Here is a 25,258-nt window from a genome sequence, read left to right on the forward strand (position 1 = left end):
TTGGTGCTGGTGCCAAACAATTACTTCATATCGTAGCCAAACAATTTCGGATCAACTTCTCCTAATTGCAAGTCGGCTAAACCATACTCTGCCCAGCGTCGTTCCACCATCGCCGCCACATCTGGATCGGATTCCAAAGGTTCACCCCATTCATGTTCGGTTTCAGGAGGAATTTTCGTGGTCGCATCAATTCCCATGCGTCCGCCTAAACCAATTTTTTCACTGGCGAAATCCAAAGTATCAAAAGGCGTATTCGGCAAAATGAAAACATCTCGCACCGGGTCAACTTTAGAACTAATTGCCCACACCACTTGACGGGGATCGCGGATGTTAATGTCTTTATCTACCACAATCACAAACTTGGTGTAAGTAAACTGAGGTAAAGCACTCCAAAAAGCTAAGGCTGCACGTCGCGCCTGACCCGGATATGCCTTATCAATGGAAATAATCGCCGCTTTATAACTCAACGCCTCCATTGGGAGGAAGAAATCAACAATTTCTGACACTTGTTGCCGCAAAATCGGCGTGTAGATGCGGTTTAGCGCGATCGCCATCATCGCTTCTTCTTTTGGTGGACGACCGCTAAAAGTTGTCATATATATTGGGTCTTTGCGGTGCGTCATACACTGGAAGCGAATCAATGGCGAATCCTCGACACCGCCGTAATAACCCATGTGATCGCCAAAAGGGCCATCTGACAGCACTTCCCCCGGTGTAATCGTGCCCTCTAGGACAAATTCCGAGTCGGCTGGCACTTCTAAATCTACCGTCTTACACTTCGCCAACTGCACCCCAGAACCGCCGTAGAGTCCGGCAAACAGCCATTCTGATAAATCGACTGGAATCGGCGTTGCCGCAGCCATGATGATCAGAGGGTCAACACCGAGTGCGATCGCAACCTCCAACTTTTTCCCCTGTTCCGCCGCCTTGCGTAGATGTCTCGCACCACCCCGCACCGATAGCCAATGCACCGTCATCGTGTTGTGCGATTGTAGTTGCAGACGGTAAACGCCCACATTCGGCGTACCCGTCTCACAATCCTTGGTAATTACCAAGCCCAACGTGATAATCTTGCCAGCATCCCCAGAATAAGGACGAATGAGCGGCAATTGGTTTAGATCCAGATCATCGCCTTGGATAACCACTTGCTGACAGGCTGGGAAAAAGTCGCGCCCCGGTTTCGCCTTCAGCACATCAAATAGCACCTTGCCAAACTCCACCGCCTGAGAAATCTTCTTCGGTGGCTTCGGCTGTTGCAACATACTCAGCTTTTTGCCCAGTTCCTCCAACTCCAACGGATGCTGCATATTCATCGCCCAGCAAATCCGTTCAACTGTACCCATCAGGTTCACCGCTACCGGATAAGCTGACCCTTTTACATTTTCAAATAGCAGCCCAGGGCCACCGCGTTGTAACATCCGGTTAGAAATCTCAGCAATTTCCATATCTGGGTCAACTAGGGCATCGATTCTCCGTAACTGCCCTCGTTCTTCCAGTAGCTTGATGAATCCCCGCAAGTCTCTTGCCATAGTAAAGATTAAGAAGTATAAAGCACTTTCTTTTATTATGAGGGGAATCCTAAACCTAAGAGCGCTCCCTAGAGACTTTAGGGATACGCCGCCTGAATATAACCCAAAAAAACTATGCCAGATAACGTTCGTGTGGCTTCGGTCAATGATTCTGCTGTTATTAATGAAATTAGCTTCTGTATCTATCAAACCATTATTTTCATTCAGCAACAGCAGCCAAAATTATTAACTGAAAAGTACCGGAATGTTCCCTGGAGTGATGCTCCTTACCAATCCTCCTTCCTCTTAAAATTGCAAACAGAATTCAACAAAGCACCTGATAGAGACACACTAATTAAAACAGTACAAAAGTTACTGCGATTAATCTTAACTCCTCAATGTTTAGAATTACCGATATCTAGTAAATTAATAGAAAAACTTCGTATCTTAATCGATTCATCATCTGAAATAGCTCCCAGAAATGGCTCAGCCTTTTCACATCCAGCAGAAGCGCCACGAGTGCTGATTCCAGAGCAACATATCGCGATTTTGCTTTTGGATGCCGAAAACTTACAACTCGATACCGAAACAGAAAAGTTTTTAACAACCGTCTGCACTTACTTTATCCAAGTTAAAATTGCCTTTGCAAATTGGCGGCGCATGGGTAAATTAGATGCGGAATTGCATGAACGCGGCTATGATTTAATTCACGTTCCTGCTGGTAGAGATAACGCTGATGGAAAAATGATAGCAGTTGGCTTATCAATCCGCGAACATTACCCAAAAGTCAAGGAAGTCTTAGTTTGTTCATCAGATACTGTGATGACCAACCTTTGCAATCATCTTCAGAAATATGGGTTAACGGTATATCGGGTTTTTCGACAGGGTTCTCATATAACCGTATCTAACTATAAAACAGGTGAAATTGAAACTTATACACCCAAAGACTTACCCGTTATTCCACCGTTCATGCAATGTATTAATTATTTAAAATCGTTGGTTGTAGAAGAACAAGAACGGAGTAAAATTCAGTGGGTAAAGTTATCTGCCCTATCTCAGTTATTTTACGAAAAGTACGAAATTACTATCAATCAAGTTGTTGATACTTATAATCATGGTAAGACTGATAAAGATATTTTCATAGATAAACCTTCAGATTTTGTAGTACATCAACTCCCCGAAACTTCTGAGGTATATATTACTCTATTTAAAATCGGTCAAATAACCAAAACGACTAAACAAGATCCAGAGGTAAAAATTGATAAAAGTCAAGCCGGGAATCAGACTTTAGTTGAACCACCAAAAGCGCTAGAAAATTCTAAACTTGAACAGCAATCAGACGATAAACTTCAAGCTTTATCTACTATTACTTCTCTAACAGAACTAGAAAATGCAGTTTTAAATATTATTCAGGCAATGCAAGCCCAATCTTTAGACGCAAAAATATTAACAGGATCGCTGGGTGGAGAATTCAGTAAAGTGTATGGTGAATCCCCGACTGCATTAGTTAAAAAACTCAAGCCGGGTACTAATTTTACCCAGTTTTTACAGTCGTGTTCTACGTTAAAAGTGGAAAAAAATGGGCAAGGTTATCAGGTAGCGATCGCTCACGCTTCTCTACCTAAGATTAACTCCTGTCTTGAGCTGGAACAAGTGTTATTCAATATATTGAATACCCTAACTGGTGAATCTTCAAAAAACTATATTCCCCTAGAAAGTTTAGGAGGAGAATTTCATAAGAAATACAATCAACCAATCTCTGAAATTATCAAACACTTCAATCCAGAAGGTAGCTTTACTCAATTTTTAAAGTCTTGTCGTTGCTTCAAAGTAGAGAAAACCAATAAAGGATATCAAGTAGCGATCGCTCAAAAATCCTAAATCAAATCGCGATCCATTGCTTAAATTAAACAAATTAATTCTTAGATGCCAAAAAGGCTTTGAATTCGTTGACGGATTCGGATTAAAGGAGTCTGTTCGGAGACTTCTTCTGTCAGTATTCCCAAATCTCGTAACGCCTGTTGCCGTTCTGATAACTTTTGGGCAATCTGATCGGCTAACTCCTGATGCGTGACTAAAAGCTTCTGTAAGTCGTTGCGGTCTACGACAAACAAAATGGAATCTTCCAAAGTGCGAACTGTTGCTGAGCGAGGAGTTCCTAGCAACAAAGAAATTTCTCCAAAAAATTCCCCTTTGTGAAGCGTTGCAATATATTTCTCTGCTTTTTGAGAAAAGACTTCTACAGAGCCAGTCAGAATAATATAAAATGAATCGCCAGGGTCATTTTCTTGACAAACAGCCTGTCCGTTTGGATACAGTTGTCGATATCCGTACTCAATCAATTGACGCAGTTCTAAATCCGTACACGACTCAAAGAAAGTGACTCTCCGCAACAAATCGCGCAGCGTCCAATTATCGGGGGATTTGGGAAGAACTTTGGGGTTGGGTGTGATAGTACTATTGTGCGAATTGACTTTGCCATTAGGAACATCTGTCGCGCTGGTTTTATGAAACCGATGCGTTATTTCTTCTAAATTGCGAATGTGGATATCCCTCTGGGGAAAAGGAATCTCGATTCCCCGGTCGCGAAATTCATTCTCAATCGCAAAGTTTAAAGAACTTTTGATGGGATCGCTACCCTGCGGTCGATCGATCCAAACTAATAGCTCAAAATTTAAAGAACTTTCCCCAAAATTTTTAAACCAAACTTTAGGAGCAGGAGAAGATAAAACGCCTGGTTCCATTCGAGCAGCCGCTAAAAGTGCTTCTGTGACTAAGATGGGTTCGCTCCCATAGGCAACTCCAATCGGGATATGGATGCGACACTTGGGGTCTTTATAAGTCCAGTTAATAATATGGTTTTCTACAAATCGAACATTGGGAACGATGACAAAAACGCCATCCAGTGTCCGAACAATCGTAGAACGAATAGAAATATTTTCTACAGTTCCTAACAGACCGTCAACTTCAATAAAATCTCCGGCTCTAATCGGTTGTTCAAAAAGTAGCGTCAATCCGCTGATAAAGTTGCTGGATAAATTCTGTAATCCGAAGCCCAACCCAATTCCAATCACTCCAGCGAATACCGTTAGAGAACTCAGGTTGATGCCTGCTGTTTGCAGGACAATCATAAATCCGAAACCGGCTAAAAGGTAGCCGATGACCGCTGCGATCGCTTCTCGCGTTCCTCGATCCAATTTCACCCGCACCAGAATTTTCCGCTTAATCCACTCGCTGGTAGCGCGAGAAGCAATAAAGACAGCGATCGCTAACAAAATCAGTTGGACAATCGAACCGAGGGAAAGACGGGTGTTGCCGATTTCAAAAACCGGGGTTGTAAATAGCTGGGATAAGCCAGCAAATATTTCCCCTGTCTCTTTGACTATCCAATCCATGATTTACTCAACCTGAAGCAGGAACTCTCACGCACTTTGTCCATCACAGCCTCGATTTTTACGAAATGTCAAGGTTTTACCTGGGAAGTCTGCTCATTTTCGCGGTTTCTGCTTTGAGAGGCTCTACGAGGAAATGCCTACTGGATGGGCTGCTGCTGCGCTTAGGTGCTACTACGGTGTTCCCACCCTCTTCCTAGAGTTTCTCGGTGATGGCGGCAAGCAAGAGCCTCCTGAGAGCGTTCTTAGGCGAGGTCTCCTCACCTTGGAAACGAGAAATCACTGGTTTGAGCAGAATGAATCGCGGTCAGTATGATGGGAGAGGATGTAAAGAAATGTAAAGGAATATGCAAGATAAAGTCGTTGTCATCGTTGGTGCTACCGGCGGCATTGGTTCTGTCTTAACTCGCAAACTAGCACCGATGGGGGCGCGGTTGGTACTAGCGGCAAGAGATAGCAGTCGGTTGGAAAACTTGGCATCTGGACTCCCTCAAGTCTTAACCGTACCGACAGATATTACTAAACCGCAGCAAGTGGAGACGCTAATGGAAAAAGCGATCGCCCACTTTGGTCAAATTGATGTTTTAGTCAATGCGGCGGGCGCTGGCGTCATGAAGCAGTACAACCAGTTAGAACCCGCAGATTTAGACGCCATGCTCGACGTGAACTTAAAAGGCAGCTTCTACACCTGTCAGGCAGCTGCGGAGGCGATGAAGGAGCAGAAAAGCGGTCATATCTGCAATGTGGTGGGGATTCTGGGCAAGCACTCAATGGCGATGGCATCGGCTTACTGTGCCTCCAAGTTTGGCGTCGTCGGTTTCAGCAAGTGTATGGCAGATGAGCTGAAGCGCTTCGGCATCAAGTTCACCCTGTTCTATTTTGGCGGCGTTGATTCTCCTTTTTGGGACAATGTCAGCCTAAAAGTCGATCGAAAAAAGATGCTTAGCCCTGAAACTGCTGCTGATGCAATTCTGTTCGCGCTCAGCGCCGATCCGCAAGCGGTGCCGATGGAAATTAATATTCAACCAGAAAGCCACCTGTTTTTCTAAATCGTCATTGCGAACTGAGTACACCACGGATAAAATTTGCTGTTTTTTTACTGACTCTGTGCTGCTTTGCCATCTCCCACTCGGTTCTCAACAGGGCAGGGAAACCTAATGCCTAAAGCACTCAGCGCTTTATCAAAGGAGGGATTCTTTCTCAAGAATGACCTGTAAATGCCAGGAAGAGGGCAAAATTTACACTCAGGTAGAGCTGCTCAGACTGGATAAACCATGAAAATTGACCACGTTCACTTCTATGTTGAAGATGCCAAAGCGTCGCGCGACTGGTTTGTGCTACTGCTAGGGTTTCAAGCAGTAGCCGCTGAGGTAAGCAACCACACTCGCACGGAAGTGGTCAAAAGCGGCTCAGTTTATTTTTTGCTGTCTTCACCCCTGACATCGGCGAGTCCCGTTGCTCAGTTTCTGCACCAACATCCTCCTGGCGTTGCTGACATCGCTTTTAGCGTTCCAGACGTGGAAGAGGTGATGACGAAGGCGGTCAATGGAGGCGCTAAGGTGTTGCAACCCATCCAAGAACAGCAACAGGGTAAGGTCTTGCTGAAGTGGGGCAAGATTGCCGCCTGGGGTTCTCTGAGTCATACCTTGATAGAAAGGCAACCGACTAGGCTTGTTAAGCGCCAAAATAGAGCTTTGATTTCGACTTTTCCCCAGCTTGGCTGGGATGGAGAGAAAGTTTTATTAGATGATGATTCCGCGCGGTTAGATGGCAGTAGCCACGATCGGGTCACGTTTGGCAGCATCGATCATGTGGTACTGAATGTTGCTGCTGGGGACTTGGAGCAGGCAGTTGGCTGGTATGAAAAGACGCTAGCGTTTATACCGCAGCAGTCGTTTGCGATTCAAACCGAGCGTTCGGGACTGCACAGTAAGGTGATGCTTCATCCGGATGGTTGGGTCAAGTTACCGATTAATCAACCCGCATCTGCAAATTCCCAAATTCAGGAATTTTTGGAGGTGAATCGGGGACCAGGAGTTCAGCATATTGCTTTGCAAACGCCCAATATTGTGAATGCGATCGCCTATCTCCGTCAACGCGGTCTACCCTTTCTGCAAGTTCCCCGCACCTACTACACGCAACTGCTTCACCGGCAAGGACTTCAGCTATCGGAGGCTGAAGTTCAGGAAATTGCGGTGCAACAAATTTTGGTGGATTGGGAGGAAAACTCTCCCGAAGCGTTGCTACTGCAAATCTTCACTCAACCGATTTTTGAACAACCTACTTTCTTCTTTGAGTTAATTGAGCGCCGCTTACAGGCACGGGGTTTTGGGGAAGGCAACTTTCGCGCTCTTTTTGAAGCGATTGAACGAGAGCAGATGAAGCGAGGTAGCCTGTATTGAGGAACCTATCGGCAGGCAGGTAAAAAAGGGGTAATTTGTGATTAATCTTAATCATATAGATTAACCCCTGCGTCTAAAAATGTTAAGAATTATCAGTGACTTCGACGGCCCAATTATGGACGTTTCGGAGCGATATTACCAAGTTTACCAGTTTTGTTTGGAACAGACGCGGCGGGAAGACCAGTCAGTGCGTCAGATGTCTAAGGAGGAGTTTTGGGGTTTGAAGCGATCGCGCGTCCCAGAACGACAAATCGGCATCCTTTCCGGTCTCGATGAAGAGCAAGCCCAAGCATTTGCGGCACTGCGGCGTCAAACCGTGCATACCATGCCCTATCTAGTTTATGACGCCCTGGCACCCGGAGCCGTTGACGCCCTGGAAAAAGTACAGGAAGCAGGCGTCGATTTGGTCGTACTAACCATGCGCCGTCAACGAGAGTTAGATTACGCTTTCGGTCGTTACGACTTAGCGCGATTTTTCCCAGAGAATCGGTGCTACCACCTGGCGAACGACTACGTGAAGACTCGTGACATCGACGACAAACCGCTGCTGATGGAACGCGCGATCGCGGAACTTCCTCCCGCCTCTGAGGTGTGGATGATCGGGGATACCGAGGCTGATATAATTGCCGCAAAAAACCACGGCGTTAAGGTCATCGGGGTTTTGTGCGGGATACGCGATCGCGCTCAGCTTGAGCAATACCAGCCAGACTTGATCGTAAACAACCTTGGTGAAGCCGTAGATTTCGTGTTGAGTCAGCCGCTGCCTGAAGAATTAAACATAAAAAATGAAAAATTAAAAATTCTCTAATTAACTCTTAATTTTTCATGTTTAATTCTTAGCTTTAGCGCAGAAAGCTACTAACCAGCCAGAGAATAATAAACGTCACCACCGTGACGAATTTATCTGGCGTCAATCCGATATTGGAAATTTGCGTCATCAGCACATTATCGAGCAGCGTTCCCAATCCAATTCCAACGAACAACCCCAGCAGCGTCAGCAGGAAAGCGCGACCAAATTTCCGCTCTTTGCGATTGACCAAAAATAAAGTTAATCCAGCCCCTAACGCCATATTCAATGGCAGCATCGAATCATTGGTGCCTGGATAGGCTGTAATGGCGCTTAATGCCAAGAACAAACCGCTAGGCCACGCCACCTCCTGTAAGCTGGGCGTATCAATCAGATTTTGCAACCAAGCTGGGGAACGGTTGACCGGCACAGGAGTAAAAGTGGGAGGAGGCGCGATCGCCCGCTCTGGGAACCGAATCCGTTCCGGAACCTTAATTTTTCCCTCTTGGCGCATCCTCAGACGTTCCATTAAAATCGCATCGTAGGCCGTCTCCATCGCTTCCAGAAGCTCCTTCTCGCCATGATGCTCTTGAAGAAGGCGCTTGCGGGTCTCCTGAATTTCCTCAAAAGTTGCGTCTTCTGACAGTCCAAGCTTTTCGTAGGGATTTTGCTCGCTCATCCAAAACCTCCCAGAGATCTATTATTTTTAGCAGTCTTCATCGACTCAATCGTTTCTGGCAATCTAGCTCCCTATCTACACTGCCAGTTCCTCAGGCTAGAAGAAAGTATCGTTAGCCAGCCGTTCTAACCTATGTAACCTAAAACTCCCTAATTCCCGTTGCGAAAAGAAGATCTCCGACCCCATGAGAGCGCGATTGGAATACTTTCACGCTGATTGGAGAAGGTGCTACGGCTCTTGAAGGATGGAATGGTCATAAATTACTACATTTGGCAAAGTATCTATACATTTCCCGTGAAGTTTTGTCATACTGGTTTTTTGTTCAAAGCCGTTCAAGTCCTTGAAATCACTGCCTAATCGCAGTTGACCCTTAGCCTTGAGTGCCTACATTCATCCTATCCTCCAAGTTAGTTTAGCTTGATCCTTGAACACAAGCGCTTCTCTCGAAAGACACTTTTATTCGTTTACCAGCTAACCGTCAGATGATTTATCCGGATTCGCTCGGCAAATTTAATTTTTTTAGACAAAAAAGACTTACAACAAACCGCCAGACTGCCCATCGTGGAGACTTGACGATTACGAGATATTTTCACTAACTGGGGAGAGCGACGATAATTGTCTAAAATGCTCATTACGTCATTAAGCTTGGGAATATTAATAAGGTAAGGAAGCGATTTTTCGCCTTCCAAAGCGCTTATTTCCCCGACTCGACCTGTTTGCTTAAAATACCGCTGTCCGTTAATCATAATCCAGTTCTTAGTGGAAAGTTATGGTCCTGGCTTCCGCAACTCACAAGATTCTTGTCGTGGATGACGATCCGGCCATCCGGAATCTCATCTATCGCTTCTTAAGTCAGCAAAATTATCAAATGGAGTCTGCTGAAGACGGCAAGACCGCCCGCGCCGTGTTTGATCAATTCAACCCAAACCTGGTGATTCTGGACGTGAATTTGCCTGACGCGAATGGCTATCAACTCTGCAAAGAATTGCAAAGCCGCACCGACGTATTAGTACTGCTGCTAACGAGTCGCGCCGACGAAAACGATAAAATCCACGGCTTCTCCCAGGGTGCGGATGACTACATTACCAAGCCTTTTAGCTTGGGAGAGTTAGGCGTCCGCGTCGGGGCGCTTTTAAAGCGCCATCGGCCCCTGAAAGTCGCCGAACAGCAACGCCTCATCTTTGACAAACTGGTGATTGATCCAGTGCGTCGAGAGGTGAATCTGAGCGATCAACCAGTACCTCTGACCGCCTTAGAATTTAATTTGTTGCATTTCTTGGCGAGTCATCCCGGTCGGGTTTGGCGTCGAGCCGAGTTAATCAAAGAAGTTTGGGCTTCTGACTACATTGGAGACCCACGGGTTGTTGACGTTCATATCGGGCAGATTCGCAAGAAGATAGAAATCGATTCTACTCAGCCTGAGTTAATTCAAACAGTTCGGGGCGTCGGTTACAAATTTGAAGTTCCGGGTAAACCCGAACTCAATGGCAAAGCGGAGCGCTGAAACGAATGGTTCAAGAACATCAAAGCCTCAAATCATAGTTTTTGCTAAGGAAAAAACGCTTGAGTTCTTTTTTGATGCCACGCAAGTGTCCGGAGAATGCCAATCGGTACGCTATCCTACCCCCTCTCATCCTGCTAAGTCTGGTTATGAGTTTTCTGCTGGGGGCTTGCAGTGCCCCAGCTATTTCCCCAAAGGCATCTGAATCTACATCTACCACGCTGACTGTTGCTGCTGCTGCTTCGTTGAGCGAAGCTTTTACAGAGATTGCCACATCCTTTCAAGCTCAGCTTCCTACCTTTACCGTTCACTTTAATTTTGCCGCTTCTGGTTTCTTGCAAAAGCAAATCGAACGGGGTGCCCCCATTGATGTATTCGCGAGTGCAGCAGCTCGACCGATGGATGCTTTAGAAACGCAGAATTTGTTGCTTCCCCAAACTCGCAAGACGTTTGCTCGTAATCAATTAGTCCTGGTGGCAACTACTGCTCAAACCCCTTGGCTGAAGAAACTATCTGACTTAAGGGATAGTCGTCTGAAACGTTTAGCAATCGGTAATCCAGCTACAGTGCCAGCGGGAGAGTACGCAAAAATAGCTCTCGAAAAAGAAAATCTTTATACCAAACTGGAAAAAGAAAAAAAGTTAGTCTTTGGTGACAATGTGCGTCAAGTTTTGACTTATGTGGAGCAGGGAAATGTTGACGCCGCCCTTGTCTATGCAACGGATGCGGCGATATCGAAGAAAGTGAAGGCGATCGCCCGAATTTCCCTTGAATCAACTCGACCTATCCGCTATTGGATAGCGGTTGTCAAGCAAAGTCAAAATTCCCAGCAGGCAAAAGAATTCATCAACTTTGTTACTAGTAACAGAGGGCAGCAGATATTGCAGAAATATGGCTTTCTACCAGTCGCTGACAATTAGCGTCTACCCCCTTTCCTGTTCTATAGCAATTCTCTATTGGATGCACTACGGTTTAACCCCACTCCTGCCCTCTCCCAGCGAACGGGGAGGGGTTCGATATCCCCTCTCGGTTCATAAAAGGGGGTCGGGGGTGAGGTTCCTGTATATTCCACTAAGAGTGAGAATCGCTAGCGTGGCAACGAGAATTGCCAGTTTTAGCTGTGTTGCGATGAGCTAGTTGCGGGATTCTCTGACTTTCCGTTTGCTACTTTCTCTGAGTCAGCCTGGGGAAGTGTCTTGACAGCTTGTTCTATCTGCTCTGCTTCCTGCTTGAACTCAGTTTCAAATTCTCTGGATGCTTCCTGGAAGCCGCGAATTGCCTTGCCCATACTGCGACCAATTTCTGGCAACTTTTTAGGACCAAAAATCAAAAGAGCCACAACCATAATCAGCGCCATTTCCGGCAGACCGATGCCAAAGATATTCATAGGATTTTTCGTGCAAAAGGTTAACTTTAGTATAGAACCGACAAAAAAACCCGGTCTAGCCGGGAAAGCATCAGTGTTTTTTAATCGTGGCGTTATGTAAAGCCCAAGGACTTCGCGCCAGATTACAGTCGATTAACGCCCTAGGCTTTTCCAATCGACATCAACACCCTCAACGAGGAGTGAGGAATTGTAAAGTTGCAGAATAATCAGTAAAAAGACCAAAAATAGCACCATAAAGACGCCCATCAATGGCGTAGTGCCCCACCCCGGAGATACTTTCCCATATTCAGAGTTAAGGGGTTTGAGGACATCTCCTAACCAAGTCCGTTGTGCCATAGCTTTCCTAGGATCAATCTCGACAGAAGTTTTTAACGTTTTGTAATATTGTATAGGAACTGCTCTCATAAATTATCTCACCTATGGAACCCGCAACAGTTCTTAGCATTTCTATCGCTACCTTTCTCGTCGCTATCACTGGTTTCACCATCTACACTGCGTTCGGGCCTCCTTCTAAGGAATTGAGCGATCCGTTTGAAGATCACGAAGACTAAAGCTTTCTGACGACTGACCCGTGTAGGGCGATCGCTCTCCTAAGGGGTAGGCGCAACTACACAAGATTGTCCTAATTGGGCGCTGATGATGCGCCAAGCCTGGAGTCGTTTGCATCCAGGTTTGGCTGCGGTGTCCGGTACGATTTGAGCCTTCTCGGTAGCAAAATCCTGCTTGTAGGCTGTGATGCGAGCGTTCATCTAGGTAGCGATCGCTTGACTCTGGATTCCCCCCAGGGGGGAATCCGCCCAATTGTAACTTTGATTACATTCTCCCTTAAAATTTATTGATATCTATACATTTAAGCTTTCAAAGTTCATCCAACAAATATTGATAGCTATCGGGTAAAAAAAATTAATAGCTTCTAGGGTTCCGGTTTAAGCCTGAAGATTTAAACGGCTGGTCCGAGAGAAGCGAATCAGTCATAGAGTGTTTTTAGAAATTGAAACACGGACTGGTTACACGGCGGGAGAAAAGCCCGGGAGGTACATAGCAGAAGCTTATCTGTTATGGCTTACCCGGGCTATTGTTTTTGCAAGTCTTCTTTGACTTGGGAGAAAAAATAGAGCTTTTAGACTGACGAAACATCCCATTTTTCCAAACATGACTGACATAAATTCTCAAAACTCGAATTCGGATTTTCAGCCGCCGTCTACTGAAGCGAGTCGCGCCTTAGAGAAAGAAACCCATCTGCCAATGACAGGCTGGCAACAGGAGGTTGCAAAAGGGTTAGAGTTTGGATTAGAGGCAGCAGAAAGTATACGCGATCGCTCTATTTCTACCTTCTCTCGCGGCGAACTTCCCCACTACGCAGGCATTAACACCTTCTTGAAAGCACCTTATATAGAAGATGTGCGAAAAGTGGGTGAATACGATGTGGCAATTGTAGGCGTACCGCACGATTCTGGCACCACCTACCGACCTGGAACCCGGTTTGGTCCCCAAGGAATTCGGCGGATTTCGGCTTTGTATACCCCCTATAACTTTGAACTAGGCGTTGATTTGCGAGAGCAAATTACCCTGTGTGATGTCGGAGATATTTTCACAATTCCGGGAAACAACGAAAAGTCATTTGACCAAATTTCTAAAGGAATTGCTCACATCTTTAGTTCCGGAGCTTTCCCAATTATTTTGGGAGGCGATCATTCAATTGGCTATCCCACAGTACGGGGAGTTTGCCGCCATTTAGGCGATAAAAAACTGGGGATTATTCACTTCGATCGCCACGTCGATACCCAGGAAACAGACCTCGATGAGCGCATGCACACCTGCCCTTGGTTCCATGCCACAAACATCAAAAATGCCAATCCAAAAAACCTCGTGCAATTAGGAATCGGCGGCTGGCAAGTGCCGCGTCAGGGTGTGAAAGTTTGTCGAGAACGAGCCACAAATATTCTGACAGTTACAGACATCACAGAAATGGGTTTGGATGCAGCGGTAAACTTCGCTCTAGAAAGAGCTTTAGACGGAACCGACTGCGTTTATATCAGCTTTGATATTGACTGCATTGATGCCGGTTTTGTCCCAGGAACGGGTTGGCCTGAACCAGGTGGATTATTACCCCGCGAGGCTCTTTATATGCTGGGAAAAATTGTTCAGAAAGCACCCGTTTGCGGGCTTGAGGTGGTGGAAGTGTCGCCCCCTTACGACATCAGCGACATGACATCTTTGATGGCAACGCGAGTGATTTGCGACACGATGGCGCATCTAGTGCTGTCAGGACAGTTACCTCGAAAAGAAAAAGCTGCATACATTCACCCCTACGCCCAACCAGAATTAGTTGAAGAGTGGAGTTGAGCTTTGCACGAAACTGATATGACAAAGGCGCTCATTTTCACAGTAAAAGACTGGTGGGAATCCCAAACCGAGCGCCCCCAGATTACCCAGATTCACTTAATTGTTGGTAAGTTCACTTGTGTCGAACCTGTCAGTCTAAAATTTGCTTTTGAAGTACAGACTGGCAACACCTTTTTAGAAGGGGTAGAACTGGTAATTCAGGAAACACCGCTGATTGCCTTTTGTCACCGCTGCCAACAAGAATATGCACCCCAAGTTGGATTGCAATACGGCTGCCCTGAGTGTGACTCACCGATGGAGGATATTCGCTCAGGTAGAGAACTAAAAATTGACCGAATTGAGTATAGTTTTGACGAAGTACAGAAAAACGCTTATGCATCAAACATTTGACGCTGCATTAGGAATTAACTTGCTCCATGCTAATCAGAAAGGAGCCGATCATAATCGGGCGCATTTCGATAAGTGGGGGATTACTTGTTTCAATATTATGAGTAGTCCTGGGGCGGGTAAAACAGCACTGTTAGAGCGATCGCTTGCGGTTTTGACGGATGATTTAAAAATCGCCGTAATTGAAGGGGATATGACGACGGAGTTGGATGCCGACCGTTTGCGTCAATCTGGAGTCCCTGTAATTGCAATTAATACGGGGCGTTCCTGCCACTTGGATTCCAAGATGGTAGCTGGAGGAATTCATCAACTAGAACACCAATATAATCCTTCGGATTTTGATTTAGTGCTAGTTGAAAATGTCGGTAATTTAGTTTGTCCTGCTGAGTTTGAAGTAGGAGAACACGTTAAAGTTGCTTTGTTGAGCGTGACTGAAGGAGAAGATAAACCCCTCAAGTATCCGGTGATGTTTCAAGAAGCGGATTGTTTATTAATTACCAAGATCGATTTGGCTCCTTATCTCGATATTGATATTAATCGGATTGCAGCCAACGTCCGTCAGATGAACCCTCATGTCACAATTATTGCGGTTTCTGCCAAGACGGGTGAGGGATTAGAAAATTGGTTTGATTGGGTAAAGTCGCAAGTTTTAAATCAACGTTCATCTGCTGCGGCAACAGAAATGCTACCCGCCTAATGAGCCTGCTAGTAAAGAGTGAGACTCAATGAAGACCCGCCAGTTACTTTCTCTATTCTCGGTCTTTTTGCTCAGCCTCGTCATTACGGTTAGTTGTGCTAACCCCCAGCAAACCGCTACATCCTCAAAAACTGAAACAATCCAAATGGGTTTCAGTGTCTGGCCTGGGTGGTTGCCCTGGCAGGTGGCTCAGGAAGAAAAGCTGTTTGACGCGAACAAAGTTAATGTGAATTTGAAGTGGTTCGATGGCTATTTAGATTCCATTAACGCCCTCAATGCTGGTCAGCTCAGCGCGAATACCCAAACCTTGAATGACACGATCAGCTCAGTGGCTGCTGGTTCCGATCAAGTGATTGTATTGGTTAATGACAATTCAACAGGCAACGATAAAATTATTGTTCGGGAAGGTATCAATAGTATTGCCGACCTCAAAGGCAAAAAAGTCGCTGCTGAAGAAGGAACCGTCGATCATTTCCTGTTACTTCTAGGACTGAAGAAAGCGGGTTTAACCCAAGCTGATATTACTTTTCAACCCTTAGAAACCGGCGCAGCCGCAGCTGCTTTTGTTGCGGGTCAAGTGGATGCAGTTGGAGTTTTTGCACCATTTACCAGCAAGGCGCTAGAACGTGCTGGAAGTAAAGAATTATTCAGTTCTAAAGACTTTCCAGGAGCAATTCCCGATCATTTAACTGTCAGCCGAAAACTGATTAACGAACGTCCTCAAGACGTGCAAGCTTTGGTCAATACATGGTTCGATACCTTGGCGTTTATCCGCACCAATCCTGACAAAGCTTACGCCGCGATGGCAAAACGGGCTGGGGTCACGGTTGAGGAATACAAGAAATACGAAGCCGGGACTAAAATCTTTACCATTGAAGATAACTTGAAAGCATTTAGTCCCGGTAACGACATGACTTCTTTGGGTTACGCCGCCCAAGAGATTAGCAAATTTTTAGTTGAGGCTAAATTAGCTAAACAGGCTCCGAATCTCACCCAAATATTTGACGATCAGTTTATCAAAGCCTACGCGGCAAAGCAAAAATCATGAACCGCTACGCTGAAGATTTGCCGAAAAATAATTCCGATCGTCCTCGCAAAATGTTATCGCCTAGCGTCTTCTGGCGGATTGGCGAGGATATTCCTAAAAAATTGGCATGGACTTTAATGGTTCTGTCAATTTGTATCCCGGTTGCTCTTTGGTGGATAGTCTCCAACGCTGGGATAGTCGCGCCTTTATTTTTGCCGACTCCCGCTCAAGTTTGGGGCGCTTTTCAGAGGCTTTTAGCAACTGGCGATTTGCAAAAAGATATTGCCTACAGTCTATTTCGCGTTCTGAGTGGCTTTTTTTTGGCGGCGCTGATTTCAATTCCCTTAGGGACACTGATGGGAACTTTTCCCAGCATTCGGGCGCTGATGGAACCGATTATTGGCATTGTGCGTTATATGCCAGCACCGGCTTTCATTCCCTTACTAATTTTGTATTTTGGTCTGGGAGAAGAACCTAAGATTCTGCTGATTTTTATCGGAACGCTATTTTTTAATACGCTCATGGTGATGGATGCGGTGAAGTTTGTACCTAAAGAGTTATTGGAAACTTCCTACACCTTGGGCGGTCAGAGAAAGCAAGTTTTATTGCAAGTAATTTTACCCTTTATTCTGCCGAGTATCATTGATGCGGGTCGCGTCAATATGGCAGCTTCTTGGAACTTAGTCATCGTTTCTGAGTTAGTGGCAGCGACAGAAGGCTTGGGCCGCAGAATTAGTGTTGCACAAAGATTTCTCAAGACTGATGAAATTTTTGCGGGGCTGATTGTAATTGGCTTGATTGGTCTGACAATCGATCTTTTGTTTCGATTGTTACTGCGCGTGTCTTGTAAGTGGGCTAATGATTAAAAAAAGGAATGGTCAGTAGGCTTTAGTGCTTAGTGATTAGGTTGTTGCTACTGACTAATACCTCTTACATCGGGCAATTCAATCTAAAACTCAAAATTATCACTCATTATGCATTTGCACGTTTCTCAACTCCATAAACAATTCAAAACCCGACGCGGTTCGCTTGTTGCTCTCAAAGATATCAATTTGCATATTGAAGAGGGAGAATGCATCTGTGCAGTGGGTGCTTCGGGTTCTGGTAAGTCAACGTTGCTGCGGTTGATTGCTGGGCTGGATACTCCCACGGCGGGGGAAGTTTTGGTCGATGGGGTGCGCGTGACGGGGCCTGGGCCTGACCGGGGTATGGTGTTCCAGAGCTATACGCTGTATCCGTGGATGACTGTTGCAGATAACGTGGGATTTGGTTTAAAGCTGCAAGGTGTCTCTTCGGTAGAACGACGGCGACGGGTGGCTTACTATCTGGATGTGGTGGGGTTGTCTGGGTTTGCCAAGTCACTTCCGAAGGAACTCTCAGGCGGGATGAAGCAACGGGTAGCGATCGCGCGTGCTTTAGCCTCGCAACCGAAAATTTTACTGATGGATGAACCATTTGGGGCGTTGGATGTGCAGACGAAAGAAGCGATGCAGCAATTTTTGCTGCAAGTCTGGCAACGCACACGGACAACAATATTTATGATTACTCACGATGTTGAGGAAGCCGTTTTTCTCTCTCAACGCATCTATGTGCTGAGTTCGCGTCCCGGTACGGTTAAAGAGGAATTGAGTATAAAACTTCCAAGCGATCGCACTTATGACATTAAGTGCGATCCTCTGTTTCAGGATTATAAGGATCGGGTAATGGGACTCCTCCGTGCCGAGGAAGATAAAACTTTATTAAAAAGTAGCTTTCAAGAGTTACCGATGGTGGTTTAAGCAACAAGATTGTTTCATTCTTGTTCCGGAACCTCTCCCCAAACCCCTCTCCGTATCGGAGAGGGGCTTTGAAAATGGCTCCCCTTCCCTTGTAGGGAAGGGGCTGGGGGTTAGGTTTGGGAATATCTCCAAACCGGCTGTAGTGTAGAACTCGCGCATTTTCCCTTAAGTTAAGAAATAGAAAAATTTAAGAGTCCTGGGCAGAAAAAGTAGTATTTCTCAAGATTGCCCCCTAGCACTCTCCCTATGAATCGACCCCTCCGTACCTTGGGTGTGCCCCCGAATGCTTGGGCAGTTGATGCGGAAATTGCTGATATCACGCGCCCTCCTTTAAAACCGCAAGTTATCACCCTAGCCACAGAAACCAAGACGCTACGCCTGGATTTGGCAAAGGCTGCGATTTTGGTGATTGATATGCAGAATGATTTCTGTCATCCAGATGGCTGGCTAGCCCACATTGGCGTAGACGTGACACCCGCCCGAACTCCTATCAACCCGCTTAAAACGCTGTTACCAGAATTGCGAACGGCAAACATTCCGGTGATTTGGGTTAACTGGGGGAACCGCCCCGACTTACTAAATATCAGCGCTAGTGTACGCCATGTCTATAATCCCACCGGCGATGGCGTGGGTTTAGGAGATCCGCTGCCCGCGAATGGTTCGCCAGTGCTGATGGTGGGCAGTTGGGCGGCGGCGGTGGTGGATGAATTGGAACCAAACCCCGAAGATATCCGCGTCGATAAGTACCGGATGAGCGGTTTTTGGGATACACCTCTCGACAGCATCTTGCGGAACCTGGGAAAAACGACTTTGTTCTTTGCCGGAGTCAATGCAGATCAGTGCGTGATGGCAACACTGCAAGATGCTAACTTTCTCGGCTATGACTGCATTTTGGTGAAGGATGGTACTGCTACCACATCCCCAGAGTATTGCTGGCAAGCCACCCTTTATAACGTAAAACAGTGTTTTGGTTTCGTGGCAGATTCTCAAGCTATCGTAGAAGCAATTAAGTTGGCTAGTCGCTAATGCTAATCGCCAATGGTAACGAACAATTAGCCATTAGCCAAATCGCTCTCTTTTAGAGGAGAAATGCCCGATGGACTCGTCCCGTTGCATGATTCCGATCGTCAAGTCTCCCAGAGACTATCAAGCCTTTCGCATCAGTCCTGAGGATAGCAATCGGTTAGCGATTGTCTTCGATCCGGCAAGCGCTAACGTTTCATTAACTTTTTGTGTAGAAATTTTTGATATTGGTGGGAAAACTCCTCCCAATCGTCACCAAATGGCTGTGGAGATGTTTTTTGTCCTCAAGGGGCAAGGGCTAGCGACTTGCGACGGCAAAACCGTCCCGATTTGCCCTGGAGATAGCTTATTAGTCCCGCCGACGGGGATTCATAAAATTGAAAATACAGGTTGCGATCGCTTGTATACGCTGTGCTTTATGGTTCCCAACGAGGACTTTGTGGAACTGATTCGCAGCGGCGTCCCCGTCGAGTTGGATGAGGAGGATTTAAGAGTTCTGAATCGTTCAGATGCGCTTGTCGCTTGCTAAAGGTTTAAGAGAAAGAAACGGTTTGTCTGCTTAGTTATTAGTTACGAGTTATTAGTGAAGGCGAGATCCCCGACTTCTCGCAGAAGTCGGGGATCTGAACCGCTCGTATCTGATAACTAAACCAGGCTCGTTATCAATACAAATAAATTCAATAAATAGAGAAAGGTACTTATTGTAATTTAAAGTTTAAACTTATCTAAAAACAGTTTCTAGATAAGTTTAAACTTTAAAATCGTTATAGTTTTGCCATGCTTGCCAAAAAACATAAATAGATAAAATCCCTAGCAAGGTGCGAAAGGCTAAACTGACGACTTCATCGGGCAATTTGGGGAGAAACCGCGTACTTATTTGCGCCCCCAAGAAACCACCACATCCTAAAAGAAGTCCTTCAACTAACAAAACATTGCCTCTGAAAGCGTGTCCAATAGTCGCTGATATAGCTGTAATAACGATGACACCTAAACTGGTTTGAATGGCGACTTTGATAGTTTCTCCTAAAAGTAAAATTTGCAGCGGCACCATAATTACACCGCCACCAACCCCAAATAAACCTGCGAGTATCCCAGCGGCGCTGCCAGTGGCAATTCTGGCAAAATTTGGATTGAAGAAGATGTTTGAATTTTTAGGGATGGTATCGTGGCTACCTGGAGTTTTTAGTTCCTGTTCTTCTTCCTGCTTTTTCTTGATTGTTAGCTGCTTGCGTAGTTCAACTAAGTAAATATTTAAAAGTAGCAATAATCCAAAAGCGGCTAGTAGTAAATAGGGACGAAATTGGGTTGCTAAATAAGCACCAATTTGTGCAGTGACTACAGCAGGAAATCCAATGGCAATCACTCTTTTGAAGCTGAATAACCCCATCCGCCAGTTTTGGACACTGCCAGAAATTGCCGTAATTAAAATTGCTAGGCTACTGGTGCCAACGGCTTGCACAGGGGTGTATTGTAAAGCGACTAATAAGGGGACAAGAACCGTACCACCGCCAATGCCTAAAAATCCCGCGAGAATTCCGGCAAACATTCCAGCGATCGCAAAAATCAATAAACTCGTGGTTGTCATAGTAAAAACGCCTGACGATTGAAGTCGCGGCTATACAAACAAAGCCTGCCTACGCAGACTAATAGGGATTGTATCGCTACAACTGTAGCGGCGATAATTGGGTGAGAACCTCGTCTTCTTGACCTGCTGCCCAACTAGCAAAATGCTTGGCTAAGGATGGCACGAATACCAAGGGATTTGAAAATCCGGAGAAGAGATAAGCACCGTCCACGTTATTGAGTGCGCCGACTAAGGGAAGGCGATCGCTACTAAACGCAACCAAGCAGTGATGCCACTTTCCGGGTAGATTCTCTAGTGCTGGTAAGATTTTACCAACCGCAGAACGGAGATGCGCTTCACTTTGGGTCGCATCAATTTTAGCGTCGGGGTTCGCGATCGCGCGGCTAATTTGACCGATGCGTAAACTGCCATCTTTGAACTGAATCGCACCCGCATCTAGAATCGGTGGAACAGGCTCATAATCGGGTTCATCCCAGAAGCGATCGCGTTCAGGGATAGTTGCTTCCGCTTCTAGTTGAAAGCGTTTGATTTCTGCTGGCATCACCGTTGTCTGCAACTGTACATCAACGGGTGGCGTTTCGATGAGTTCGGTATGGGTGAAATACAAACGGATGGGAATCCCCGCAGCTTTGAGTAACTGCCGACTCATGGCACCGGCACAAATAACCGTTTTGGCAGCGTGGTAGGTTGCCGTTGGGGTTTTGACTCCCTGAATCTTTGAGCCTGTGCCGAGTAGTTCCACTACCCGATCGATTTGCACCTCACCCCCAGCGCGGCGAAAAGCTTGAGTGTAACCTTGAGTTATTTTTTCGGGTTCAATGTGACCGTGACGAACCGTTAAAGCAGCAGCGATCGCATCTGGATTGAGTAGCGGTTCTATCTCGCAAGCTTCTGCAACGCTGAGTAACCGAGGCGGAATTGCAAACTCAGCGTAGTTGGCAGCAACTTTCTCCGGATCGTCATCAGTACCAATGGTCAAAATTAAATCTAATTCGCGGAACTGGGTATCGGTGTCTAATTCCTCAGATAAAATGCGGTGACGCTCAATCCCCTCAGCACATAACTGTCGCGTCAACTCAGTCGTCCCTGACCAGTAGGCAATTCCACCATAACTATAGCGAGTGGCACCTTGCAGTGAGGCGTGTTGCTCTAACAAAAGAACCGAAAAGCCTTTGATTGCCAGTTCGTAAGCCAGCGCCGCGCCTGTAATGCCGCCGCCGACAACAATCCAGTCGTAAGTTTTCATCATTGCCATTGGTCATTCCTGCGTCTAATGACGATTTTCCTTCCCCGCGCACATATGCTCTGTAAAGCTCTGTAACCCTAACGAGCCTTGGTTTTGCCTGATTTCTGGAAATGCTTTTCGTCGATTTGAAGAACCAAAAAGCAGGCAGTTGAAGGGTGCTAAGTGCAGATGCCGACAACTCGTCTTCAGTTCAAAGGAAGGTTAACACATGGCATTCGGTCTTCGTAAATTTAATTACAAATATGTTTCAACGCTGGCGCTACTCGGTGCAGGCGCATTTGTATTGTTGAACTCCCAAGCATGGGCGACAGCACTCACTAACAACGCTTCCGGTATTCATGTTTCTAAGACTAACGTAGGCAATACTACCCTCCAAATAGCCGCCCAACCCCAAACCGGCGTCAATCGGCGCGTACAGTTTGCACGGGGGAGAAGCTCTACTACGATTAAGGGAGCGGTGCCCCTAGGCAAAAAAGACATCTATACTTTCAGGGCACGGAAAGGTCAAACAATTATTACAGAAATAACCTGGGAAGGCGATCGCGTAGGTGCCGATAACAACGACGAAGGACTGTCTGGCTTCACCTTCGTTTGGCCTAACGGAGAAGTGATGGAACACCCACAAAATATTTATTTCGAGGCAACGTCAACAGGCGATTATCGGGTTGTGGTTGCACAGCCTTATAAGCTGACCAATTCCAGATATACATTTAAGTTGACGATTGAATAAGGAATCGGGCTTAAATAACGTATAAAGTTCGTGTTCCCTAGGGATATGGTATTGCCATGCCCCTAGGGTATTTTTATAGCCGCCCAGCACAGCCACTCAGCACTCGGTCAGCAGCTAGTAGATAATAAGAAATTTCTATGGAGTTACAAATGCAAAGCTGTCCCTGTTGCTGGAATAAGCGCTTATTTGCGTGGTTGCTATCCAAAGGCAACGCTGGATATGAAAAACTGGTAAGCGATCGCAAGCGCGATCTATTTTCTGACTTGCACGGCGACGTGTTGGAAATTGGCCCCGGAACGGGTGCTAACTTCCCTTATTATCCCAAAGACATTCGCTGGATTGGCATCGAGCCGAACCCGTATATGCATCCTTATCTGCGAAAAGAAGCCGAACGAAATGGCTTAAACAATCCCGATATCCGCAGTATTAGCGCCCAACGACTGGAAGCTGAAGATAACAGTATCGATGCGGTTGTTAGTACCCTTGTCTTGTGTTCGGTGCCGGATTTAACAGCAACTTTCCATGAAATCTTGCGAGTCCTCAAACCCGGCGGGCGCTTCTTGTTTCTCGAACACGTCGCCGCACCCCAAGACACTTTCTTGCGACGGGTACAGGAGGGAGTGCGTCCAGTGTGGAAATTTCTTGCCGATGGTTGCAACCCAGATCGAGAAACTTGGGTAGCATTGGAAAACGCTGGTTTTGACCGCCTCAATTACGAAAAGTTTGAGATCGATTTCCCCATTGTTAGCCCTCAAATCGCCGGTGTCGCGACCAAGTAGCAGGATTGTTTGGGAAAGTAATTGAAGTGCTTGGAGTGCGCTCTTTGTGTAGCCCCAAGTCCGCCTTAAACTCAAGTTCAAGGCTCATCGCTCAAGTCCATTGAAATAAACTAAAATTCTTAGGCAGTCTTCTCTTAGAAGACTTGATTCTGTTAGCCAGGAATTAAGCTCCGGGCGGGTAATGCGACTGGTGAAAGATGTGACAACCAACTTATCGTTAGCGTCGAGCTTAAAGTCGCCTGTAACAAGGTTGAAAGTTTATCCTAGATTGCGTCTGCATATTAGCTTTGCCGACCTTATAGCAAGTCTTTTTTCCTTTCTTTACTTCCCAAACAGAGAGCAAATTATCCGAGAAATTCAACTTGATTGGCTGGGGCGAGAACTTTTAGAAACACAATACGATCGCGTCAAAATTCTCCCTAAGCCTGGATTTAAGCGTAGATGGGACGAAGAAATTGATGAGTGTAGCAAGGTTCTAGTTACGCTTTCAGTCAGAACAGCTCTCGACCTGCTGCTACAGTCATTAAACCTTCCTGCTGGATCGGAAGTCTTGATGAGTAGTGTCAATATTCGGGATATGGTTGAAGTGGTGAAACGGCACGGGTTAGTGCCGATACCCGTTGATATTTCTTTAGATACGCTTGCACCCGATCTCAATTTACTGGAATCTCTGATTTCGGAAAAAAGTAAAGTTTTGATTGTGGCACATTTATTCGGCTCGATTATCGATCTAAAGCCTTATGCCGAACTGTGCAAGAAATACCAGATTTTCTTAGTAGAGGATTGTGCCCAAGCTTTTGCTGGTGACAAATATCACGGTTATCAGGATGCGGATGTAAGTTTATTTAGTTTTGGCCCGATCAAGTCCTGTACCGCGCTTGGGGGAGCGATCGCTATCATTCGAGAGCGATCGCTTGCTCAACAAATGAGAGAGATCGAGCAACAATATCCCTCCAAGAGCGAGCCTTGGTTTTTTAAACGTATCCTTAAGTATTTTTGCTTAAAGCTTTTTTCGATTCCTTGGATATATTACCCTCTACTGGTTTTTCTTAAATACTTGGGAAAGAATCTCGACTCCGCGATCAACTCAATGACACGGGGGTTTTCTCAAGGAGATATTCTGGCAAAAATTAGGTATCGTCCTCCGACTCGGATGCTGGTTCTTTTGAGGCGGAGATTAAGAACCTGCGATACCCAATGGTTTGAAAGGCGGTCAAAAAATGCCCGCAAATTTCTGTCTCTTCTCAAACCCGAAATTCCTTGCCCCGGAAGCCAAACTGAGTACAACTCGTTTTGGGTTGTTCCCATACTGGTTTCAAATCCCCCATCGGTGATGGAAAAGCTTAGAGAGCATGGTTTTGACGCCACTCAAGGAAATACCAGTTTGACCTTTATAGATATAGATATAGATATAGATATAGATATAGATAACGCTTCGTCAGGTGACAAACCAGCGACTGAAGCAGCGGAGAATGCACAACGGCTGATCCAGCATGTGCTTTACCTGCCGGTGTCTGAATCTTTACCGGAAAATGACCTATTGTGTCTTGCACAATTAATCAATTCCCTGAAGTGTGCCCCATGACAGCAAAAATGTCAGGGCGACTAGGCGGACTGAATACGCACATATCCCCAAGCTTGAGGCGGTGGGACTAAATTCGCATGCATCAGGATGCTCCTCCCAAAGCATGATTTTTATTATGAAATTGAAATTATGTCAAGATAATTAAAAAAGATGTTATATTAGTTTACATAGGTTCACACGAGGTTACACATTCATGCGATACACCAATAAAGAAGGGAATACCCTAACCCTCGATGAGTGTATGACTGCCGACAGCTTCTTTATGGAGGCTGATGTGTATGTCGGCGAACCACTAGAGATGCATTTCGACGAAAAACAAGAGCTAAAAGCAGGCAAGAAACCGAAGAAAGCAGTAGCAGCCAATCCAAGCGATCGCACATAAACCGCTCCCTACGAAGGTGTAATGGCTTTACTGTTGC

The 25,258-nt window shown here is 45.9% G+C and carries 28 protein-coding genes and 1 riboswitch; of the genes, 19 read left to right on the forward strand and 9 right to left on the reverse strand.

Annotated features, from left to right (window positions below; translation table 11 throughout):
- Nucleotides 1-20: 20 nt before the first annotated feature.
- Complete coding sequence (locus NC996_RS06530; RefSeq protein WP_190428905.1) at nucleotides 21-1,529, reverse strand: UbiD family decarboxylase; 1,509 nt, start codon at nucleotides 1,527-1,529, stop codon at nucleotides 21-23.
- A 114-nt stretch (nucleotides 1,530-1,643) separates the two neighbouring features.
- Between NC996_RS06530 and NC996_RS06535 the strand changes: the two genes are divergently transcribed.
- On the forward strand, nucleotides 1,644-3,389 hold the full coding sequence (locus NC996_RS06535) for an NYN domain-containing protein (protein WP_190689441.1): 1,746 nt from the start codon (nucleotides 1,644-1,646) through the stop codon (nucleotides 3,387-3,389).
- Nucleotides 3,390-3,430: 41 nt separating this feature from the next.
- On the opposite strand, the gene NC996_RS06540 is transcribed toward NC996_RS06535, so the two are convergent.
- Nucleotides 3,431-4,903: a cyclic nucleotide-binding domain-containing protein gene (locus tag NC996_RS06540; protein WP_190436402.1), complete on the reverse strand. Its 1,473-nt coding sequence runs from the start codon at nucleotides 4,901-4,903 to the stop codon at nucleotides 3,431-3,433.
- Nucleotides 4,904-5,247: 344 nt separating this feature from the next.
- Between NC996_RS06540 and NC996_RS06545 the strand changes: the two genes are divergently transcribed.
- The 3 genes from NC996_RS06545 to NC996_RS06555 all read left to right on the forward strand — a co-directional run bounded on the left by NC996_RS06545 (nucleotide 5,248) and on the right by NC996_RS06555 (nucleotide 8,110).
- Complete coding sequence (locus NC996_RS06545) at nucleotides 5,248-5,949, forward strand: SDR family oxidoreductase (RefSeq protein WP_190678345.1); 702 nt, start codon at nucleotides 5,248-5,250, stop codon at nucleotides 5,947-5,949.
- A 225-nt stretch (nucleotides 5,950-6,174) separates the two neighbouring features.
- Nucleotides 6,175-7,302 (forward strand): 4-hydroxyphenylpyruvate dioxygenase, encoded by a 1,128-nt coding sequence (gene hppD, locus NC996_RS06550; RefSeq protein WP_190689447.1) that lies wholly within the window; start codon nucleotides 6,175-6,177, stop codon nucleotides 7,300-7,302.
- A gap of 79 nt (nucleotides 7,303-7,381) precedes the next feature.
- Entirely contained in the window at nucleotides 7,382-8,110 is a 729-nt protein-coding gene (locus NC996_RS06555; protein ID WP_190411411.1) for an HAD family hydrolase, read from the forward strand.
- Nucleotides 8,111-8,144: 34 nt separating this feature from the next.
- Here NC996_RS06555 and NC996_RS06560 read toward each other — a convergent pair whose 3' ends face one another.
- Together NC996_RS06560 and NC996_RS06565 are read right to left on the reverse strand one after the other, a co-directional pair.
- A complete protein-coding gene (locus tag NC996_RS06560) occupies nucleotides 8,145-8,768 on the reverse strand; it encodes a CPP1-like family protein (RefSeq protein ID WP_190411412.1) in 624 nt (207 codons plus the stop codon).
- Between the two features lie 464 nt (nucleotides 8,769-9,232).
- Nucleotides 9,233-9,514 carry a hypothetical protein gene (locus NC996_RS06565; protein ID WP_190426037.1) on the reverse strand — a complete coding sequence of 94 codons (282 nt, stop codon included), beginning with the start codon at nucleotides 9,512-9,514 and terminating at the stop codon, nucleotides 9,233-9,235.
- A gap of 23 nt (nucleotides 9,515-9,537) precedes the next feature.
- Between NC996_RS06565 and NC996_RS06570 the strand changes: the two genes are divergently transcribed.
- Nucleotides 9,538-10,272 carry a response regulator transcription factor gene (locus tag NC996_RS06570; protein WP_190411414.1) on the forward strand — a complete coding sequence of 245 codons (735 nt, stop codon included), beginning with the start codon at nucleotides 9,538-9,540 and terminating at the stop codon, nucleotides 10,270-10,272.
- 59 nt (nucleotides 10,273-10,331) lie between these two features.
- The gene (gene modA / locus NC996_RS06575) at nucleotides 10,332-11,189 is read left to right on the forward strand and encodes a molybdate ABC transporter substrate-binding protein (protein WP_242037698.1); all 858 of its coding nucleotides are present in this window, start codon (nucleotides 10,332-10,334) and stop codon (nucleotides 11,187-11,189) included.
- Nucleotides 11,190-11,383: 194 nt separating this feature from the next.
- Here the strand turns inward: modA and NC996_RS06580 are convergent, their stop codons facing one another.
- Both NC996_RS06580 and psbH read right to left on the reverse strand, forming a co-directional pair.
- Entirely contained in the window at nucleotides 11,384-11,656 is a 273-nt protein-coding gene (locus tag NC996_RS06580; protein WP_190411416.1) for a TatA/E family twin arginine-targeting protein translocase, read from the reverse strand.
- Between the two features lie 132 nt (nucleotides 11,657-11,788).
- Nucleotides 11,789-11,992: a photosystem II reaction center protein PsbH gene (gene psbH / locus NC996_RS06585; protein WP_190411417.1), complete on the reverse strand. Its 204-nt coding sequence runs from the start codon at nucleotides 11,990-11,992 to the stop codon at nucleotides 11,789-11,791.
- 83 nt (nucleotides 11,993-12,075) lie between these two features.
- Between psbH and psbN the strand changes: the two genes are divergently transcribed.
- Nucleotides 12,076-12,207, forward strand: coding sequence for a photosystem II reaction center protein PsbN (gene psbN / locus NC996_RS06590; protein WP_190411418.1), 132 nt, complete (start codon nucleotides 12,076-12,078; stop codon nucleotides 12,205-12,207).
- On the opposite strand, the gene NC996_RS06595 is transcribed toward psbN, so the two are convergent.
- A complete protein-coding gene (locus NC996_RS06595) occupies nucleotides 12,167-12,457 on the reverse strand; it encodes a hypothetical protein (protein WP_190411486.1) in 291 nt (96 codons plus the stop codon). The genes psbN and NC996_RS06595 overlap by 41 nt on opposite strands.
- 101 nt (nucleotides 12,458-12,558) lie before the next feature.
- Nucleotides 12,559-12,692: riboswitch (guanidine-I (ykkC/yxkD leader) on the forward strand.
- Nucleotides 12,693-12,808: 116 nt separating this feature from the next.
- Here NC996_RS06595 and speB point away from each other — a divergent pair.
- The 8 genes from speB to NC996_RS06635 all read left to right on the forward strand — a co-directional run bounded on the left by speB (nucleotide 12,809) and on the right by NC996_RS06635 (nucleotide 19,443).
- Nucleotides 12,809-14,002, forward strand: a complete 1,194-nt coding sequence (gene speB, locus NC996_RS06600; protein ID WP_190689450.1) for an agmatinase — start codon at nucleotides 12,809-12,811, stop codon at nucleotides 14,000-14,002.
- A gap of 3 nt (nucleotides 14,003-14,005) precedes the next feature.
- Complete coding sequence (gene hypA, locus NC996_RS06605) at nucleotides 14,006-14,392, forward strand: hydrogenase maturation nickel metallochaperone HypA (protein WP_199299643.1); 387 nt, start codon at nucleotides 14,006-14,008, stop codon at nucleotides 14,390-14,392.
- On the forward strand, nucleotides 14,376-15,086 hold the full coding sequence (gene hypB, locus NC996_RS06610; RefSeq protein ID WP_190678341.1) for a hydrogenase nickel incorporation protein HypB: 711 nt from the start codon (nucleotides 14,376-14,378) through the stop codon (nucleotides 15,084-15,086). The genes hypA and hypB overlap by 17 nt, the downstream gene beginning before the upstream one ends.
- Nucleotides 15,087-15,114: 28 nt before the next feature.
- Nucleotides 15,115-16,134 carry an ABC transporter substrate-binding protein gene (locus NC996_RS06615; RefSeq protein ID WP_190689453.1) on the forward strand — a complete coding sequence of 340 codons (1,020 nt, stop codon included), beginning with the start codon at nucleotides 15,115-15,117 and terminating at the stop codon, nucleotides 16,132-16,134.
- Nucleotides 16,131-16,979, forward strand: a complete 849-nt coding sequence (locus NC996_RS06620; protein ID WP_190689456.1) for an ABC transporter permease — start codon at nucleotides 16,131-16,133, stop codon at nucleotides 16,977-16,979. The genes NC996_RS06615 and NC996_RS06620 overlap by 4 nt, the downstream gene beginning before the upstream one ends.
- Nucleotides 16,980-17,087: 108 nt before the next feature.
- On the forward strand, nucleotides 17,088-17,891 hold the full coding sequence (locus NC996_RS06625) for an ABC transporter ATP-binding protein (RefSeq protein WP_190689459.1): 804 nt from the start codon (nucleotides 17,088-17,090) through the stop codon (nucleotides 17,889-17,891).
- A gap of 246 nt (nucleotides 17,892-18,137) precedes the next feature.
- Nucleotides 18,138-18,917 carry a cysteine hydrolase family protein gene (locus NC996_RS06630; RefSeq protein WP_190689462.1) on the forward strand — a complete coding sequence of 260 codons (780 nt, stop codon included), beginning with the start codon at nucleotides 18,138-18,140 and terminating at the stop codon, nucleotides 18,915-18,917.
- A 70-nt stretch (nucleotides 18,918-18,987) separates the two neighbouring features.
- Entirely contained in the window at nucleotides 18,988-19,443 is a 456-nt protein-coding gene (locus NC996_RS06635) for a cupin domain-containing protein (protein ID WP_190411425.1), read from the forward strand.
- 219 nt (nucleotides 19,444-19,662) lie between these two features.
- Here the strand turns inward: NC996_RS06635 and NC996_RS06640 are convergent, their stop codons facing one another.
- Nucleotides 19,663-20,499, reverse strand: coding sequence for a sulfite exporter TauE/SafE family protein (locus tag NC996_RS06640; protein ID WP_190689465.1), 837 nt, complete (start codon nucleotides 20,497-20,499; stop codon nucleotides 19,663-19,665).
- 76 nt (nucleotides 20,500-20,575) lie between these two features.
- Nucleotides 20,576-21,745 (reverse strand): FAD-binding oxidoreductase, encoded by a 1,170-nt coding sequence (locus NC996_RS06645; protein ID WP_190689670.1) that lies wholly within the window; start codon nucleotides 21,743-21,745, stop codon nucleotides 20,576-20,578.
- 208 nt (nucleotides 21,746-21,953) lie between these two features.
- On the opposite strand from NC996_RS06645, the gene NC996_RS06650 reads away from it, so the two are divergent.
- The 4 genes from NC996_RS06650 (at nucleotide 21,954) to NC996_RS06665 (ending at nucleotide 25,221) form a co-directional block, all read left to right on the forward strand.
- Nucleotides 21,954-22,475, forward strand: coding sequence for a hypothetical protein (locus NC996_RS06650; protein ID WP_190689468.1), 522 nt, complete (start codon nucleotides 21,954-21,956; stop codon nucleotides 22,473-22,475).
- A gap of 149 nt (nucleotides 22,476-22,624) precedes the next feature.
- Entirely contained in the window at nucleotides 22,625-23,254 is a 630-nt protein-coding gene (locus NC996_RS06655) for a class I SAM-dependent methyltransferase (RefSeq protein WP_190532765.1), read from the forward strand.
- A 199-nt stretch (nucleotides 23,255-23,453) separates the two neighbouring features.
- On the forward strand, nucleotides 23,454-24,839 hold the full coding sequence (locus tag NC996_RS06660) for an aminotransferase class V-fold PLP-dependent enzyme (RefSeq protein ID WP_348259979.1): 1,386 nt from the start codon (nucleotides 23,454-23,456) through the stop codon (nucleotides 24,837-24,839).
- A 193-nt stretch (nucleotides 24,840-25,032) separates the two neighbouring features.
- Nucleotides 25,033-25,221: a hypothetical protein gene (locus NC996_RS06665; protein WP_190411487.1), complete on the forward strand. Its 189-nt coding sequence runs from the start codon at nucleotides 25,033-25,035 to the stop codon at nucleotides 25,219-25,221.
- The last annotated feature ends 37 nt before the right edge of the window (nucleotides 25,222-25,258 follow it).

The organism is Trichocoleus sp. ST-U2, assembly GCF_039961875.1.
Classification (GTDB): Bacteria; Cyanobacteriota; Cyanobacteriia; order Cyanobacteriales; family FACHB-T130; genus FACHB-T130.